The sequence below is a fragment of the Streptomyces adelaidensis genome, assembly GCF_016598475.1.
GTDB classification, from domain to species: Bacteria; Actinomycetota; Actinomycetes; order Streptomycetales; family Streptomycetaceae; genus Streptomyces; species Streptomyces adelaidensis.
The window spans coordinates 1-15,612 of the sequence record NZ_JAEMUX010000035.1; the positions used below are offsets into that span (position 1 = coordinate 1).

Consider the following 15,612-nt stretch of genomic DNA (forward strand, 5'->3'; position numbering starts at 1 on the left):
CCTCGGGCGCCTCGGCATGAGTGCGGCCCGCCGCGGCCCGGCAACGGAGGCCGACGGATGCCGACGAAGTCAGCCTTGCGCGGCAGGCACGGGAAAGAGCATGCAGCTGCTGGTGGCGTGGGCCAGCAGGCGGTCCGTCGCGTCGAGCAACTGGGCCTGGGCGAGGGCCGTTTGGCGGCCGCTGTTGACAACCGTGCCGATGGCGCGCACCGGGCCCGTGTCCACGGTGATCCTCCGCAGGAACTTCACGGTCAGATCGAGCGAGGTGTACGCCATGCCCAGCGGGAGGGTGGAGTGGACGGCGGCGCCCGCCGCCGAATCGAGAAGCGTGGCGAAGATGCCGCCGTGCACGCTGCCGATCGGGTTGTAGTGCTCCTCACCCGGTATCAGGGAGAAGACCACCCGGCCGGGCCGCACCTCGTCCAGGGTGAAGTCGAGGGTGTGGTTGACGGGCGGCCCAGGAAGCTGTCCCGTCTGAAGTGCGCGCAGGAAGTCGACACCGGCCATGCGTCCGGCGGCTTCCGCCAGGATCGCGGGATCGTCCCATTGATACGTACGTGTTCGCCCCACGGCCCAGCACCCTTCCTCTGACTTTTTCAAGCGAAGCTAGCCCTGCGCACGCCTGACTGTCAATGACGAAGCCAGAGCCTCTACGATGGCGGCATGGAGTGGCTTGAGGCGAGTACGGAGAACTGCCCCGTGCAACGCACGCTCGACGTGGTCGGGGACAGGTGGACGTTGCTGATCCTGCGCGACGCTGTCAACGGGGTTCACCGCTTCGACGACTTCCACCGCCACATCGGCCTGTCGGAGGCCGTCCTCAGCGACCGCCTCCGGAAGCTGACCTCAGCCGGCATCCTGAGGACCGCCCCTTACCGGGAGCCGGGCAGCCGCTCCCGCAACGAGTACCGCCTGACCCGCAAGGGCTGGGACCTGTGGCCCGCCCTGATGGCACTGAGCCAGTGGGGCGAGGCGTACACCCTCGGCCCCGAGGGCCCCGTGCTGAACGTTCACCACACCGAGTGCGGCGCCGCCGTCCGCGTCGTCGTCGAGTGTTCCACGGAGCACTCCGCCCTCGCCCATGAAGAGGTCACGGCCCGGCTGGGACCGGGCGCCCGTCGCCGGTCGTGAATAATATTACGTGCGTCAGACCATGAACTAGGCTGGAGTGCGAGGCAACGGCCTTACGGAACGACGGGAGGATGCTCGTGGCGCGCTACACCAAAGAGCACAAGCAGGTGACGCGGCAGCGGATCATCGACAAGGCCGGCCATCGGTTGAAGCAGAACGGGATAGACGGGTCCGGTATCTCCACTCTGATGTCGGATGCCGGGCTCACCAACGGAGCCTTCTACGCCCACTTCGCGTCCAAGGACGACCTCGTCGCCACCGTCGTCGCCGACGAACTGCGCGCGCAGGTGGAGAGATACGGCACGCTGCGGCCCGGCCGCCAGGGGCTTGAGGACCTCCTGCGCGAGTACCTGTCGCCCCAGCACCGCGACCAGCCCGGCCTCGGCTGCCCGTCCGCCGCCCTGCTCGACGAGATCGGCCGCTGCGAGGACGCGACCAAGGAGGCGTACACCGACGGCGCAAAGGCCATCGTGGAGGAGATCGCCGCCCGTCTGACACCTGGCGATCCGGGGTCCGCTCGCGGGAAGGCCATAGGACTCTTCACGATGATGGTGGGGACGTTGCAACTGTCCCGCGCCCTCTCCGACCGGAAGTTCGCCGACGAGGTCCTCGAACAGGGAATTGAGAACGCCCTCGCCCTCATGCGCTGAGCACGCGAGCGGTGGCGCGCCGACGGACCGACCATCCTTCCCTCACGCTTCGCCCTTACGACCGCTCGAGGAACTCAAGGGCCTCCACCACGAACCGCTCATGGAACTGGAAGATGCCTCCGTGGCCGGCGTCGGGGTAGATCACCGGCTCGGCGTTCGGCAGTCGCCGCGCCAGGTCGGCCGAGTTCTTCGACGGCACCATCCTGTCGCTCTCGCCATTGGCGACGAGCACAGGGTGGTGGACGGCCGAGAGATCGTGGGGCCGCTCCAGCCCCCAGCGGTGAATGGCCTTGAGCTGGGCGCCGTACGACGGGAGGGAGATCGCCTTGTCTCGGTCGTGGGTGCGCTCCTTCAGGCGGGCCAGGAACTGCCTTCCGGCTCGACGCCCGCCCGCCGTGCGCGTGAAGAAGAGGAACTGCTTCGGGTCCTGAAGGGTGAACAGCGCCCGGACCGTGTCGAGATGCGACAGCCGGGTCACGTTCTTGATGCCCTCGCCGCCCGCGGGGCCGGTCCCCGTGAGGATCAGCTTGCGGACGAGCTGAGGGTCGGTCCGCGCGATCACCTGGGCGATCATGCCGCCCATCGAGAAGCCGTGAATGTCGACGCTTTCCAGCCCGAGCGCCCGGATGAAGGTGACGGCGTCCTCGGCCATCTCCTGGATGCTCTTCGGCGTCGAGCCGGTGGTGGCGCCGACGCCCCTGTTGTCGAACGTGATGACCCGGCGCTTGGCGGCGATGCCGTCGACGACCCGGGGGTCCCAGTTGTCGAGGACCGCGGCGAGGTGGGTGATGAACACCACCGGGACGCCGGACCTGGGACCGAGGTCGCGGTAGGAGAAGGTCACTCCCCCGGCGGTGACGGTGCGGGTCGGTGCGTTCTTGTACGACGTCACCACGTCGTCGCCTACTTCTTGCGCGTCATTCATGGCGGTGTCCTTGTCCTTCGGTTCGGGGCCGTGCGCGTGCGTCGCCCGATTGCGGCTGCGGTCCGCGGAGGTCGACGGTCGACTGCCGTGTGGGTGCAAGCCGGCGGGCGAACGAGATGAGCGATCCGGTCAGGTGGCGAGGAAGTCGGCCACCTGAGTGGTGAAGGCCTTGGCGTACTGGAAGAGGAAGGCATGGCCGGCGCCGGTGTAGAGGACGAGGGTGGCGTTGTCCAGGTGCTGGACCGCGACGTAGGAGGCGTGGGCGGGGATCATCACGTCGTGCAGGCCGTTGGCGTAGAGAACGGGATGCTTGATGGCCTCCAGTTCCGCCCGCACCTGATCGAAGGGGGCGGCCAGAAGTTCGCCCGCCGCGGCGAGCATGCCCTGCGCGGCCGCCTCGGAGACCGCCGGGCCGCCGGCGGCGAGCCGGGTCGAGACGTGCTCGAAGTGCTCCTTCCCGGCGGCGCGGGCCGCGTCCGTCTCGGGGTAGAACAGGTACAGCATGTCCTCCAGGTCGGCATCAGGCTTGGCCATGATGCCCAGGACCTTCTCACTGAAGGGCGGCGCACCGGGCACCCAGCCGGCCGGGCCACTGCCCGCCACGACGAGCTTGCGCACCAGTTCGGGTCGGCGCAGGGCCACGCGCTGGGCCACGATGCCACCCAGGGACCAGCCGAGCAGATCCACCTGCGCGAGGGCGAGTGCCTCGATGAACTCGATGGCACCCTCGGCGAATCCTTCGAGGGAGTCGCGCGGCTCGCCGTCGGTGTAGCCGACGCCGACGTTGTCGAACACGATCACGTCATGGTCGGCGGCCAGGTGGTCCAGGAACTCCGGGTCCCACCAGTCGACGGTGCCGCGGAAGCGGTTCAGCAGGACCAGCGGGACACCGCCCTGCGGGCCCATCCGCCGAAAGGTGAACCGCGCGGAGTGGCCCTCGACGGTGAGGTTCTCGGCCTTGTCTGCCAGATACGTGCTCATGGTGCCCGCGCTGGGGGGTTATCCCCCGTTCCGATCTTGGGGTGCGCCGGATCGCGCCCCGGTGGGGGCGAAACTAGCGTCCAGCCATGACTTCGACTCTGAGAAAGCACCTGGTCCTGGCACTCGGTGTCGCTACGCTGCTCACCGCCGAGGTGGTCCCCGCCATCGCTCAGCCCGCCGGTCCCTCCCCTGTGGAGCGGTTACGCCGGGACACCGAGGCGATCCACGCCCTCGGTGTGAGCGGTGTGCAGGCCCGCGTGATCGCGCCTGACGGTCGGCAGTCGGTCGCCACCAACGGTACCGCTGACCTGAACAGCGGCCGCCCGGTCTCTTCCGGCGGCTACTTCCGCATGGCCAGCACGTCCAAGACGCTGGTCGCCACCGTGGTCCTCCAACTGGAGGCCCAGGGCAGGCCGTCCCTGGACGACACGGTCGACCACTGGCTGCCCGGAGTGGTGCGGGGCAACGGCAACGACGGCAGCCAGATCACCATCCGCCACCTGCTCCAGCACACCAGCGGCATCCGGGACGCCCTGCCCGGATACACCACGCCGAAGGAGTACTACCAGCAGCGCCACAACATCTACGAACCCAAGCAGCTGGTCGACCTCGCCATGGCCCATGAGCCGGAGGACTTCCTGCCCGCAAGGGCTGGGCGTACTCCAACACCGGCTACGTCCTGCTCGACATGATCATCCAGAAGGCCACCGGTCACCCCACTCACCAAGAGATCAAAAACCGCATCCTGCGCCCGCTGGGCCTCGACCAGACCCGGTGGATGGGCACCTCGCCCACCCTGCCCCGGCCCCACTCCCAGGCTTACCAGCGCTTCGGCCCCGGTTCCCGGGTGGATGTCACCGACCAGATACCGGTGGACCACGAGAACCTTTCGTGGGTCACGACCACTCGGGATGAGAACCGCTTCTTCCGCGCGCTGCTCGACGGCCGCCTACTACCGGCACGGCAGCTGGCCAAGATGAAGCAGACCGTCCCCGTGAGTGCGGAGGTCCAAAAGCTGTGGCCGGACGGCCGATACGGGCTCGGCCTGGTCGAACGCCCCCTGGGATGCGGAGGAACCTACTGGAGCCATGAGGGCGGGGACGGCGGCTACATCACCCTCAACGGCGTCACCGATGACGGGCGTCGAAGCGCTGTGGTCTCCATGTCCGAGGCCCGCGGCGACACCAAGGAGCACATACTGGAGCAGGAGAACGCGGCCAGCGCCCTGATCGACCACGCACCGTGCGCCGGCTCACACACTCGCTTCACGCTGTGACCTGCACGCTTCTCCGCCTCGATGAACGGGTGCACCGTCACCGGGTCTCCTTCGCGAAGAAAGCCGTCGCACGCTTGAGGACCTCGACATCCTCGCGCAGACGGCGGTTCTCCCGCCGCAGTTCCGCCAGCTCCTCGCGTTCGCTGCTGGTCAGGCCGTCCCGCTCGCCCGCATCGACCTCGGCCTGGCTGACCCACAGCCCCACCGCGGTCTCGGTCAGATCGAAGTCCTTGGCGATCTGACCGACCGAGCGGTCACCACGTCGGCACAGCTCGACGATCTCGGCCTTGAACTCCGGCGTGAACGAACGGCGAGGCCGAGGCTTCTTAAAGAAGCGTTGCCTCAAACGCCCTTCAGAACACGATCAAGTGCCGCCCGGCCTGCAGGTCCCCAGTGCGGCTTGCCGCCGGGAAGGCCCCGATCGCCGTTCTGCCCCATGAGCATCAGGAAGAGGCTCTTCATCGCGGCCAGCCCACGGGCGCGCCGGATCGCCGCCTCGTCTGCATACGCGTACATGTCGAAGAACCGTGAGGCCATGCCCGCAGGTAGCAGCACCCATGCGGCGGCAAGGTCCCACGCCGGGTCGCCGGCGAACATGGCACCGAAGTCGACGATGCCCGAGAGCGTTCCTTCCGAGACGACGGCGTTCGCGGGATGGAGGTCGCCGTGCACCCACACCGGCGGGCCCTCCCACGCGTCGGCCGCAACGGCGTCGTCCCAGACGGCCCGGACGTCAGCAGCGATGTCGTCGGAGACAACGGCCTGGAAGAAGTTCTCGAAGCCGTCCGTGCAGTTCCTGGGGTGGGCACCGAAGTCCGTAGAGAGCGGCGCCTCGGCGGGCGCCTCCACATGGAGCGCCCGGAGGAAGCCCGCCAGCGTGTCGGCCGCGTGGGCGCCGCGGCTGATCGAGCCGTGGTCCAGCGGCTCGCCGGGAACCCACGTCATCACGGTCCAGTGCTTGGGAAAGCGCTCGGACGGGTCACCGAACCGCACCGGGAGCGGCACCGGGAGCGGCAAACGCGGGGCCAGCACCGGTAGCCACCGCCGCTCCTTCAGTTGGAGCTCCGGAGTGGGGTCCATGCGCTGCATGCGCACAGCCAACTCATCCCCGAGACGCCACATTTGGTTGCCCCAGCCGCCCGCCACCTCCCGGATGGCCAGCCCTGCAAGGTCTGGATGTTGCTCCTGCAGCAGGTCGCGAACCAGGTCTGCGGTGATCTCAATCTCGGTGTCGGCCATGCGAAGTCACAGTACTGAGCCGGCAGGGGAACGGCTCTCGCTCTCCGGAACACTCGCTGTGATTTCTGGCATCACCAATCCGGTTACAGAGAGCTGCAGATCAGAGGTTCTGGGACGCCCAGCCTCCAAGTTCAGAGAAGCAGGCATGTTCGTGCTGGCAGGGGGTGCCATAGGGGCGCCCGCAGGTGCCCAGTGAGACCTTGCGGAGCTCGAAGTGCTTTTGGAAGTCGTGCCACTCCTGTTCGGTGGGCTCGCGGTACTCGTCCTGCGGTCGGTCAGCCCGGCGCCGGTCGAGGAAGCCGCGGTAGGTGCGCACGAGGTCAAATGCGCAACATCCACCGACTAGGCCGGTTGGGGGACGTGCCTCGGCGTGTCCTTCGGTCGTCCGGTCGACATCTCCCTGCCTTCCGCCCTGACATCCGACAGCGGAAACGCCCTGGCATCCGCATACCACAAGCACTCAGAAACGCCCCGAAGGACTGGACATGAGCGCACCCCGGAATCCCCCTCCCCCGCACGATCGTCGCACCAGAACGTCCCGACCCCGACCCGTTCCGTGGCCGTCGGCGGCGTGGACTTCGTCCATCGGCAGCTCGGTCCGGAGGATGGGGTGCCGCTGATCCTCCTGCTTCACCCGGCCGGGAACCTGGACAACGGGGATCCGCGCGTCGTCGACGGACTCGCCGCGCGACGCCGGGTGATCACCTTCGGCAACCGTGGGGTGGGCGGGTCGGGCGGCTCCACGCCGGCACGATCGAAGCGATGGCTGGCGACGCGGTGCGGTTCATCCGCGCCCTCGGCTTCGACCAGGTCGATCTGCTCGGCCTGTCCATGGGCGGCTTCATCGCACAGGTCATCGCCGGAGAAGAACCGCGCCTCGTCCGCAAGGTCATCCTCGCCGGCACCGGCCCCGCCGGCGGCCACGGCATCGACAAGGTCCCGGCTCTCACCATCCAGGCCACGCTCAAGGGCGCCCTGACCGCCAGGACTCGAAGCTCTCCCTCTTCTTCACCGGGACCGCGGACGGCCGGGAGGCAGGACGCGCCTTCCTGCGACGGCTGAAGGAGCGCACGGACAACCGCGACAAGGACATCGCGCTGCCGTCCGTCCGCGCCCAGCTCAAAGCCATCAAACGGTGGGGCCGCCAGACACCCGCAGACCGGTCCGCCCTTCACCAACCGGTCCTCGTCGTGAACGGTGAGCACGACCGGATGGTGCCCAGTCACCACCCCCTCGACCTGGCCGAACGCCTGCCCCGGAGCGAACTGGTTCCCCCTCTACCCGGATGCCGGGCACGGAGGGATCTTCCAGTACCACGAGGAATTCGTGACACGGGCGCCGGAATTCCTCAAGTCCTGAATTCCCTGCCCGAATACCTCGTCATCCGCCCCCGTCGAGATCGGTGCACTGCCGCGCCACCCTCAACTCGTCGCCGTGGAGCCGCATCTCGTACAGCTTGCCGCGCGCGTTTTCGAACGGGCGGTGGAGGACCATCATCAGCCGGCCGTCGAAGGTGGCGAAGAGCATGCCGTGACCGCTGTCGTCGCGGACCAGCGGCCGTCGCTGTCGCCACGGTCCCGTGATGTCGCCGGACTCCGAGACGGCGTAGGTCTGCACGTATCCGCCGCTGACCGTGCCGTCCTGGCCGATCAGGTTCTTCTCGTACGTCGACCACAGCATGAGCAGCGAGCCGTCAGGGGCTCGGTGCAGTTGTGGGCCGTCGGTGATGTAGGGCGGGAGCTGATGCGGTGTGCCGGCGGGGATCTGTTCGCTGAGCCAGGGCGCGTCCGAGCCCTTGAACAGGAAGAGGGGATCGCCGGCCGTCCGGGACAGGTCCGGGGCCAGGCGGATCGCTTCCATGGTCCCGTCGATGGTCTGCAGCCACTCGTGCGCGTAGACCATCCAGGGTTGTCCGGACGGATCGACGTAGAGCGTGCCGTCGAGGGTCATGAGGTTCGCGGGCGGGGTGGGGCGTGCGGGGTCGACAACCGTGAAGGGGCCCAGCAGCGAGTCGGATACGGCGGTGATGGTGCCGCGCGCGTAGTTCGGGATCTGGAACGGTGTGCCCCATTGGTTGGGTGAGGGCACCGGCAGGAGCCGGTCCTCGTTGTGCAGCGTGGTGAAGAGGTAGTACTTGTCGCCCCATGCGTGCACTTCCGGCGCCCACGCACCGTCCGTCGCCCAGATCCCTTGCTGTTCGGCAGTCAGGAAGACCACGACGGGACGCGTCCAGTCACGCAGGTCACGGCTACGGTAGACCATCGTGCCGGTGCCGTCCACGCCCGACACGGAGGGTTCGTTGGACGTATAGAGGTAGTAGGTGCGGGTCTTGTCGTCGGCGACGACGAACGGATCGTGCAGCGGCATGTCGGGAAGCCGCATGAGGTCGGTCTCAGCCACGGTCGGAGCATACGTTGACGCGACAGCGACAAACGGCGCGTGGTCGAGGGGAGAGTGGGGAACGTTGGCCGAGGCGGTGCGGGGATCGCGGGGGCCGGTGGTGGCGGCGACGCGGGGACGCCCTGTGGGGCTGTTCGTCGGCTTGAGCACACTGGATGTCATCCAGCTCGTCGACCATGTGCCAGGTGCCGACGCGAAACTGACGGCCCGTGAGCAGGTGGTGGCCGCAGGCGGTCCGGCCGCCAACGCGGCCGTGGCCTTCGCTCACCTGGGCGGCGCGGCCACGCTGCTCACCGCGATCGGCTCCCATCCCCTGGGAGTCGCCGTCGCGGCGGACCTGGACCGGCTGGGCGTGACCGTGTCGGACCTGGCGGCCGGCTCGGTCGAGCCGCCCGCCGTGTCGTCCGTTCTGGTGACCCCGTCCAGCGGGGACCGTGCCGTCGCCTCGACCAATGCGACGGGGTACCGGCTCGCCCCGCCCGCCGACCTCGACGCGTTGGTGGCGGCCTGTGCCATCGTCGAATTCGACGGCCACCACATGGAGTTGGCCGTGGCCGCCGCCCGCGCCGCAGGTGTCGCCGGTCGTCGGACCCTGCTCGACGGGGGCAGCTGGAAGGCCGGTACGGAGAAGCTGCTGGCGTCGATCGACGTGGCCGTCTGCTCGGACGACTTCCACCCGCCCGGCACGAACAACCCGACGGACGCCCTGCGGTTTCTGCGGGAACACGGGGTCGGCTGGGCGGCGGTCAGCCGGGGAGGACGACCCCTCGTGTGGGCGGGCCCCGACAGTGGAGGCACGGTGGACGTGCCTGCCGTACGGGTGGCGGACACGCTGGGCGCGGGTGACGTCCTGCACGGGGCCCTCGCCCATCATCTCGCGGCGGCTCAGGACGACTTGACACCGGAGGCGTTCGTAAACGCCCTACGCGATGCGGCCTCGGTGGCCTCGCGGGCGTGTGCCTCGTTCGGAACCCGGGCGTGGATGCGGGGAGAGTGAGCGGGTGCGGGGAGAGTGCGCCGGCACCTCCCGGTGGCCGCCTCCCGGTGCCCGCCTCCTGGTGACCGCCTGCCGGTGGCCGCCTCCCGGGAGCCGCCTCCTGGTGACCACCACCCAGGTGCCACCACCCGGTTACCGCTCCGACTGCCAACACATCGGATCTATTCCTCCTCATTGACGACACGCTCACCCCATCTCCATGCTTCATCGCGATATAGCTCCGATGACTCACGTGAGCCTGTCTGGAGGCACCTGCCCGCTCCCTCCGCGCCCGATCCGTCCAGACGTACCGTCCTCGCCACCGGATCCACCTTGGGTGGCGTACTACTGACCACCTCGGGTCTGCCCACGCAGGCAACAGCGGCCGACCGGGGCGAGGCCGCCAAGACCCCCGATGCCACCGAGGCCGACGCGACCCCTGTCGACCCCTGGCGCTCCGTCCTCGACGACGCCGACCTGGTCTGGCGGCGGATGCCGACGACCTGGCACGAAGGCCCGTTCCTCGGCAACGGGTTCCTCGGCTCCGGGATCTACGCCGAGCCGGGTGCCGCGTCGACGGCTGTGCGTTTCAACGTCCAGCACTCCGAAGCGCAGGACCACCGGCCGGAGTTCGGTTCCCTCTTCGGCCTGGCCCGATCGACGTACGGGACGGGCGGGGCCACGCCCTCCGGTACTCCGCCGCCGACGACGGCGCGATCCAAGTCGCCCTGCGCAAGGGCGAGTCGGCGCTGATCACCGCCAGGGGAGACCGGCCCGACCTGACCGTCACGCCCGCACGCCCGAACGAGGACGCGCCCCACTGGGGGTTGCCAGGTATCTGAACGAAGCCCCGCCGCACGAGCCCTTTCGCACTCAAGAACGTCGTGGCATGCTCACGGGTCAACGCAGATCTGAACGTCGTTCACATCCATGAAAATCCATGGGAAGGGCGAACGGGCATGAGAGACGCGCACAGGGCCGCCTCGGACGGCCGAAATGTCATGAGCACGGCTAGGCGAACTCTGCCGGGAAGCGCCATCGCCGTAGCCGCGGGCACAGGCACCGCGGCTGCCGACAACCGCCCCCTTCTCTGGCGGGAGTTCAGGCGCACACCCTTCACACACCCGCAGATCCCGTACATCGGCCGAGCCGGTTTCCGCGGCGGGGCGGCCCGTTTCCCCCGCCGCCCCGCCGTCGCCGACGTACGCGATTTCGGCGCGGTGGCGGACGGCAGGACCGACTCCGCCCCCGCGATCAACCGTGCCATCGCCGCCGCCGGCCGGGCAGGCGGTGGCACGGTCACCATCCCGCCGGGCACGTTCCGGATCGACGACGTGGTCCGCCTGGACCGCTCGAACGTGGTCCTCAAGGGCGCCGGCAGCGGCCGTACGACGCTGTACGCGACGAAGAACCTCACCGAGCTGATCGGGGTGTACGGCTCCCGCTACGGCGGTGACAAGTCGGGCTGGTCGTGGGCGGGCGGCCTGATCTGGCTGGCCCCCAAGGCCCGCTGGGCCTCGCTCGTCGCCGCGATCAGGGCGAAGGCGTGGCCCTTCGAGGGCTGGACGGGCAACAAGCGCGACGAGTGGCGTCCGCTCACGGCGGTCGCTCCGGCCCGGCGGGGCTCATGGACGGTCACGGTGACGGACCCGACGTCGCTGCGCCCCGGCGCACTGGTCCTGCTCCGGCTCGCCGACGACGCGGACCACACACTCCTTGAGCACATGTGCGGCGGCGGCCCGGGTCCGGAGGCCTACCTCTGGGACGACAAGACGAAACTGACGTCGTACGTCCCCTACGAGTGGCCGGTGCGCATCACCCGGGTCCGGGGTCGACAGGTCACCCTCGAACGCCCGCTCCCACTCGACGTACGCTCGGAGTGGAGCCCCCAACTAGCCACGCATGTACCGGAGTTGACGGCGGCGGGGGTCGAGGGACTGACCCTGGAGGCGACCGAGACTCCGCAGCAGCCGCATCTGCTGGACAAGGGCTACAACGGGGTCGTCCTGCAGTGCGCGTACGACTGCTGGGTGGACGACGTGACCGTCCGCCACGTCGACAACGGCTTCGGCCTCGTGTCCGCCTCCGCGTGCACCCTGCGACGGACACGTGTCACCGGCCGTGGCTCCCACCACCCCTACTTCTGCCGCGAGGGGTCGCACGACAACCTCTTCGAGGACTTCACGATCGAGGAGCGCACCAGCCGCGCGCCCTCCGACACCCAGTTGCACGGCATCAACGTCGAGGGGGCTGTCCTCGTACAACGTCTGGTCCCGGGGCGACATGCGGATGGGCACCTTCGACAGCCACCGCGGTCTGCCCTTCGCCAATGTCCGCACCGACATCACCGTGAACAACAACGGCCGCCACGGCGGCGACGCGAGCGCCGGTCCGCTGTTCGGCGCCCGGTTCACCCACTGGAACATCCGCGTCACCAACGCCCGGGCGGGCCTGATCAAGATCGACGCCCTGGCACCGTACTCCGCCACCGTCGGCATCGACGAGGTCAGGGAGTTCGACCCGATCGACGTCCCCGATTTCACCGGTGACCCGCATACGCGCCTGGAGCTGTACGGCAGCCCGCACGCGGTACGGCCACGGAACCTGCACGCGGCGCAGCGCGGGCTGGGCCACTCGGCGGTGGATCACACGGCAGGGGACGAGCTGAACGGAGTGGACCGGTGAGCGCGGGACCACGGCTGGGCGTGCTCCTGGTGGCCGACCATGTACACTCACGCGGACAGCGTTCATCAGTGTGAACGCGTGCGGCGTTCGACAGGACCCCCGCGGCGAAACGGGTGAGCCCCGGCGCGATCAGATCCAGCCCTGCTGCCAGGCGTGATGTGCGGCCGCGTGGCGGGTGGGGGCGCCCAGCTTGGACATCGCGGCGGAGAGGTAGTTGCGGACGGTGCCCTGGGCCAGGTGCACCTCGGTGGCGATCTCGGCGACCGAGGCGCCGGTGCGGGCGGCGCGCAGGACCTGGAGTTCGCGGGCGCTGAGCGGGCAGTCGTCCTCGGTGAGGGCGGACGCGGCGATCTCGGGGTCGACATAGCGGCGCCCGGCGGCGACATCGCGGATGATCTCCGCCAGCCGGGCCGCCGAAGTCGTCTTGGGTACGAAGCCGCGTACTCCGGCGGCGAGGGCCCGGCGCAGCACCGCGGGGCGGGCGTGCCGGGTGACCATGACGATCCGGGTGGGGAGTTCGGCCCCGATCTCCTCGGCGGCGCGCAGCCCGTCGGTGGGCGGCATCTCCAGGTCCAGTACGGCGATGTCGGGGCGGTGTTCGCGGGCGAGCCGTACCGCGTCGGTGGAGGTGGAGGCCTCGGCCACCACGGTGAGGTCCTCCTCCAGCGCGAGCAGGGTGGCCAGGGCGCTTCGGAGGAGGTCCTCGTCGTCTGCGATGAGGAGCCGGATCATCGTGCCGCTCCCTTCACCGGACTTGTGGGGTTCGGGTCGGGTTCGTGGTGCCCAGTGGCAGGGACGCGGCGACGACGAAGCGGTCGCCGTCGCGGTGCCACGTCAACTCGCCGTCGGCCGCCCGCAGTCGCTCGCCGAGGACGGTCAGTCCCGTTCCGTCCCCGGTGGGGGGAGCTCGTCGGCGCCGTCGTTGCCCACCCGCAGATGGGCGTGCCCCTCGGTGACGCGGTAGTCGACCTCGGCGTACCGGGCCTGGCTGTGGCGGAGCACATTGGTGGTGGCCTCCCGCATGACCAGGCCCAGCAGGTGCCGGGTGGAGTCGGCCATCCCGGCGGTGAGGGCGGCGGGTTCGAGGGCCGTACGGGCGTCGATGCCGGCCGCGGCGAGCACCCGGCCGGCGTTGGCGATCTCGTCGTCCAGGGTCGTACGGCGGTAACCCCGCACGACGGCCCGGGTGTCGCGGAGGGCGTCCACAGACAGCTGCCGTACCTCCCTCATCTCGGCGGCGGCCCGCACCGGGTCCAGCTCGACGAGCCGGGCCGCCAACTCGCTCTTCAGCGCGATGGCTTGGAGGTGGTGGCCCTGGATGTCGTGCAGGTCGGCGGCGAACCGCAGCCGTTCGTCCCTGACCGCCAGCTCCGCTTCCAGCCGTCGCGCCCGGTCCAGTCGTCCGGCGAGGTTCCAGGCCCAGAGCGGGCCGAGAACCATCCAGACGGTGAACGCGACGAGCCCGGCCGGGAAGAGCGCGGCATACGCCGGCTTCCCGTCCCCGGCGGCCAGGCTGACCGCGCCGCCCGGCAGCGGGGCGAGGAGCACCGCGCCGACGATCAGTGAACGCCGGTGGCGCGGCGCGAGGTAGGTGGCGCAGATCGCCACCGTGATGGCGGGCGCGACCGCCCACAACCCGTAGTCGCGCCGGGCCAGCGGGAGCGCCGCGAGCACGACCGTGGCGGCGACGGCGGCGACGGCGGCGACGAGCCATCCCCTGGGCGGGCGTACGGGACGCGTGTCGGCGGCGGCGGCCGACAATGTCAGCCAACCACCGAGCAGCACCGCGCTCGCCACCGTGTCGACCACGAGGGCCACGGCCGTCGGGACGCGGGCCAAGGCGGGCACGTCCGTGTCCAGGATCCATTCGCCGAAGAACACCACCAGAAGGCACACGGTGGTCCCCAGCACGGTCCACCAGGTGAAGCGACGGAAACTCCTCAGCCCCGCCCCGCGCTCGCTCGGCCCGTCACTCACACGGCCATTGTCGCAGCAGCCCGGCGCGGGGACAGGGGGCCGTACGACCAACTCGCCGTCCCCGCATGACAGATGTCATACGGCAGACCTGACATCACCACGCTCGGACATGCGGATACGGCACTACTGACGGCGCTGCTCCACGAGCAGGCTGAAGGCCGTGGAGACAACCGGCCCAGGCCCACAACAGCTTACGGAGAGCGCCATGCGGACACATGAGGACAGCACTGTGCGGACACAGGACGACGGCGAGGGCGGGCACGGCTGGTGGGGCTTCGCCCGTCACTACCTGGAGATGGTGGTGGCCATGGTCGTCGGGATGCTGGTCCTCGGCACGGTCACGGACATCGCGCTGACGCTCGCGGACGTGGAGTTCTCCAGGGCCGGCCATCCCGAACTCGCCCTCCTGGAGATGGCGTTCGACATGTCGGTCGGCATGACCGTATGGATGCGCCTTCGCGGCCACGCCTGGCCGGACGTCCTCGCGATGTGCGGCGCGATGTTCGCACCGGCGGTCGCGCTCTTCCCGCTGCTCTGGCTGGATGTGATCGCCGCCGACTCGCTGATGGTCCTGGAGCACGTCCTGATGCTGCCGCTGATGTTCGTGGTCATGCTGCGCCACCGCGACGAGTACGGCGCCTGACCGCACTCCCCGCGCCCCGTCCACGTACGCCTCGTTCCTCACACCACAGGAGATCCGTCATGTCCGCCACGACCTCGTCGGGCGCCTTCGCGGAGCGGCGGCGCCCGGTCAAGGCACTGCTGCGGCGCTGGCCGACGGCGTTCGCCCTCGCGCTTCTCGCCGAGTACGAGGAGCAGAGCGCCCGCTACCGTCGCCTGGTGTCCGACCACGACCTGAACTCGAAGGCCAAGCGTCCCGTCAGCGACGGCCGCCACGTCGACCTCCGGTGGGTGATCCTCCACCTCATCGAGGAGACGTCCCGCCACAACGGCCACCTCGATGCCGTACGTGAGCTCGTCGACGGGCGGACCGGCGCCTGAGACCTGTCGTGCGGGTCGCGGGCGGAGCCACCGTCGGATCCCTGACCCTGCTGCCGGACCAGCACATCTGCGTGGTCCGGGCGAGCCAGATCGTTCCCGAGTGCCCGAGGCGCTGAGCCGCCTGGACCGTACCGGCCGCTGACGCTCGTCTCCGGCCCCTCGGCCACCAGCGACGGCGTGCACGGGCCGCGCGTCCTGGACATCGTCGCCATCGAAGACGCGTAGCGGCTCCCCGTGGCGGCCACCACCGAGCACCCGGGTGTACGCCCGCCTTCAGAGCGCCCGGGACCTCGCCCCCAAGGCATGGCGGTTCGGCAACCGTCTCCATGGGTTCAGGGGCCGTGCCGCTGCGGGCGCCTACCGGCTCGTA

The 15,612-nt window shown here is 69.6% G+C and carries 17 protein-coding genes and 2 pseudogenes; 10 read left to right on the forward strand and 9 right to left on the reverse strand.

Annotated features, from left to right (window positions below; all coding sequences use genetic code 11):
- Positions 1–69: 69 nt before the first annotated feature.
- Entirely contained in the window at positions 70–570 is a 501-nt protein-coding gene (locus I8N67_RS20940) for a PaaI family thioesterase (protein WP_200304700.1), read from the reverse strand.
- Positions 571–663: 93 nt separating this feature from the next.
- On the opposite strand from I8N67_RS20940, the gene I8N67_RS20945 reads away from it, so the two are divergent.
- Positions 664–1,131: a winged helix-turn-helix transcriptional regulator gene (locus I8N67_RS20945; protein WP_200304701.1), complete on the forward strand. Its 468-nt coding sequence runs from the start codon at positions 664–666 to the stop codon at positions 1,129–1,131.
- Between the two features lie 77 nt (positions 1,132–1,208).
- A complete protein-coding gene (locus I8N67_RS20950; protein ID WP_200304702.1) occupies positions 1,209–1,781 on the forward strand; it encodes a TetR/AcrR family transcriptional regulator in 573 nt (190 codons plus the stop codon).
- A gap of 55 nt (positions 1,782–1,836) precedes the next feature.
- Here I8N67_RS20950 and I8N67_RS20955 read toward each other — a convergent pair whose 3' ends face one another.
- On the reverse strand, positions 1,837–2,706 hold the full coding sequence (locus tag I8N67_RS20955; RefSeq protein ID WP_200304703.1) for an alpha/beta fold hydrolase: 870 nt from the start codon (positions 2,704–2,706) through the stop codon (positions 1,837–1,839).
- 129 nt (positions 2,707–2,835) lie between these two features.
- Entirely contained in the window at positions 2,836–3,687 is an 852-nt protein-coding gene (locus I8N67_RS20960; protein ID WP_200304704.1) for an alpha/beta fold hydrolase, read from the reverse strand.
- Positions 3,688–3,773: 86 nt separating this feature from the next.
- On the opposite strand from I8N67_RS20960, the gene I8N67_RS43900 reads away from it, so the two are divergent.
- Both I8N67_RS43900 and I8N67_RS43905 read left to right on the forward strand, forming a co-directional pair.
- On the forward strand, positions 3,774–4,379 hold the full coding sequence (locus I8N67_RS43900; protein WP_267912798.1) for a serine hydrolase domain-containing protein: 606 nt from the start codon (positions 3,774–3,776) through the stop codon (positions 4,377–4,379).
- Positions 4,376–4,963 (forward strand): serine hydrolase, encoded by a 588-nt coding sequence (locus I8N67_RS43905; RefSeq protein ID WP_267912801.1) that lies wholly within the window; start codon positions 4,376–4,378, stop codon positions 4,961–4,963. Before I8N67_RS43900 ends, I8N67_RS43905 begins: the two co-directional genes overlap by 4 nt.
- Positions 4,964–5,000: 37 nt before the next feature.
- Here I8N67_RS43905 and I8N67_RS20970 read toward each other — a convergent pair whose 3' ends face one another.
- From I8N67_RS20970 to I8N67_RS20980, 3 genes are all read right to left on the reverse strand, one after another.
- On the reverse strand, positions 5,001–5,309 hold the full coding sequence (locus I8N67_RS20970) for a transposase (RefSeq protein ID WP_200304705.1): 309 nt from the start codon (positions 5,307–5,309) through the stop codon (positions 5,001–5,003).
- On the reverse strand, positions 5,306–6,202 hold the full coding sequence (locus I8N67_RS20975) for a phosphotransferase (RefSeq protein ID WP_200304706.1): 897 nt from the start codon (positions 6,200–6,202) through the stop codon (positions 5,306–5,308). Before I8N67_RS20975 ends, I8N67_RS20970 begins: the two co-directional genes overlap by 4 nt.
- 100 nt (positions 6,203–6,302) lie before the next feature.
- Complete coding sequence (locus I8N67_RS20980; protein ID WP_307835303.1) at positions 6,303–6,518, reverse strand: hypothetical protein; 216 nt, start codon at positions 6,516–6,518, stop codon at positions 6,303–6,305.
- Between the two features lie 446 nt (positions 6,519–6,964).
- Between I8N67_RS20980 and I8N67_RS42765 the strand changes: the two genes are divergently transcribed.
- Positions 6,965–7,264 (forward strand): alpha/beta fold hydrolase, encoded by a 300-nt coding sequence (locus I8N67_RS42765; RefSeq protein ID WP_234046029.1) that lies wholly within the window; start codon positions 6,965–6,967, stop codon positions 7,262–7,264.
- A gap of 318 nt (positions 7,265–7,582) precedes the next feature.
- Here I8N67_RS42765 and I8N67_RS20990 read toward each other — a convergent pair whose 3' ends face one another.
- The gene (locus tag I8N67_RS20990) at positions 7,583–8,584 is read right to left on the reverse strand and encodes a glycoside hydrolase family 43 protein (RefSeq protein WP_200304758.1); all 1,002 of its coding nucleotides are present in this window, start codon (positions 8,582–8,584) and stop codon (positions 7,583–7,585) included.
- A gap of 160 nt (positions 8,585–8,744) precedes the next feature.
- Between I8N67_RS20990 and I8N67_RS20995 the strand changes: the two genes are divergently transcribed.
- From I8N67_RS20995 to I8N67_RS21005, 3 genes and pseudogenes are all read left to right on the forward strand, one after another.
- On the forward strand, positions 8,745–9,599 hold the full coding sequence (locus I8N67_RS20995) for a PfkB family carbohydrate kinase (protein ID WP_234046030.1): 855 nt from the start codon (positions 8,745–8,747) through the stop codon (positions 9,597–9,599).
- Between the two features lie 312 nt (positions 9,600–9,911).
- Complete coding sequence (locus I8N67_RS21000) at positions 9,912–10,331, forward strand: hypothetical protein (RefSeq protein ID WP_372443768.1); 420 nt, start codon at positions 9,912–9,914, stop codon at positions 10,329–10,331.
- Positions 10,332–10,579: 248 nt separating this feature from the next.
- Positions 10,580–12,263: pseudogene (locus I8N67_RS21005) on the forward strand (glycosyl hydrolase family 28-related protein).
- A gap of 129 nt (positions 12,264–12,392) precedes the next feature.
- Here I8N67_RS21005 and I8N67_RS21010 read toward each other — a convergent pair.
- Positions 12,393–12,995, reverse strand: coding sequence for a response regulator transcription factor (locus tag I8N67_RS21010; protein ID WP_200304708.1), 603 nt, complete (start codon positions 12,993–12,995; stop codon positions 12,393–12,395).
- Between the two features lie 144 nt (positions 12,996–13,139).
- Positions 13,140–14,240, reverse strand: coding sequence for a sensor histidine kinase (locus tag I8N67_RS44245; protein WP_307835304.1), 1,101 nt, complete (start codon positions 14,238–14,240; stop codon positions 13,140–13,142).
- A 205-nt stretch (positions 14,241–14,445) separates the two neighbouring features.
- On the opposite strand from I8N67_RS44245, the gene I8N67_RS21020 reads away from it, so the two are divergent.
- Both I8N67_RS21020 and I8N67_RS21025 read left to right on the forward strand, forming a co-directional pair.
- Positions 14,446–14,883: a hypothetical protein gene (locus tag I8N67_RS21020; RefSeq protein WP_200304709.1), complete on the forward strand. Its 438-nt coding sequence runs from the start codon at positions 14,446–14,448 to the stop codon at positions 14,881–14,883.
- Positions 14,884–15,035: 152 nt separating this feature from the next.
- Positions 15,036–15,242 (forward strand): annotated as a pseudogene (locus I8N67_RS21025) (mycothiol transferase); the annotation flags it as partial.
- Positions 15,243–15,612: the final 370 nt, after the last annotated feature.

Coding starts and splice junctions, on each gene's coding strand:
- I8N67_RS20975 (WP_200304706.1), bottom strand. CDS start 6,202: ATGGCCGACACCGAGATTGAGATCACCGCAGACCTGGTTCGCGACCTG.
- I8N67_RS21020 (WP_200304709.1), top strand. CDS start 14,446: ATGCGGACACATGAGGACAGCACTGTGCGGACACAGGACGACGGCGAG.
- I8N67_RS43900 (WP_267912798.1), top strand. CDS start 3,774: ATGACTTCGACTCTGAGAAAGCACCTGGTCCTGGCACTCGGTGTCGCT.
- I8N67_RS21010 (WP_200304708.1), bottom strand. CDS start 12,995: ATGATCCGGCTCCTCATCGCAGACGACGAGGACCTCCTCCGAAGCGCC.
- I8N67_RS43905 (WP_267912801.1), top strand. CDS start 4,376: ATGATCATCCAGAAGGCCACCGGTCACCCCACTCACCAAGAGATCAAA.
- I8N67_RS20960 (WP_200304704.1), bottom strand. CDS start 3,687: ATGAGCACGTATCTGGCAGACAAGGCCGAGAACCTCACCGTCGAGGGC.
- I8N67_RS20990 (WP_200304758.1), bottom strand. CDS start 8,584: ATGCGGCTTCCCGACATGCCGCTGCACGATCCGTTCGTCGTCGCCGAC.
- I8N67_RS20945 (WP_200304701.1), top strand. CDS start 664: ATGGAGTGGCTTGAGGCGAGTACGGAGAACTGCCCCGTGCAACGCACG.
- I8N67_RS42765 (WP_234046029.1), top strand. CDS start 6,965: ATGGCTGGCGACGCGGTGCGGTTCATCCGCGCCCTCGGCTTCGACCAG.
- I8N67_RS20955 (WP_200304703.1), bottom strand. CDS start 2,706: ATGAATGACGCGCAAGAAGTAGGCGACGACGTGGTGACGTCGTACAAG.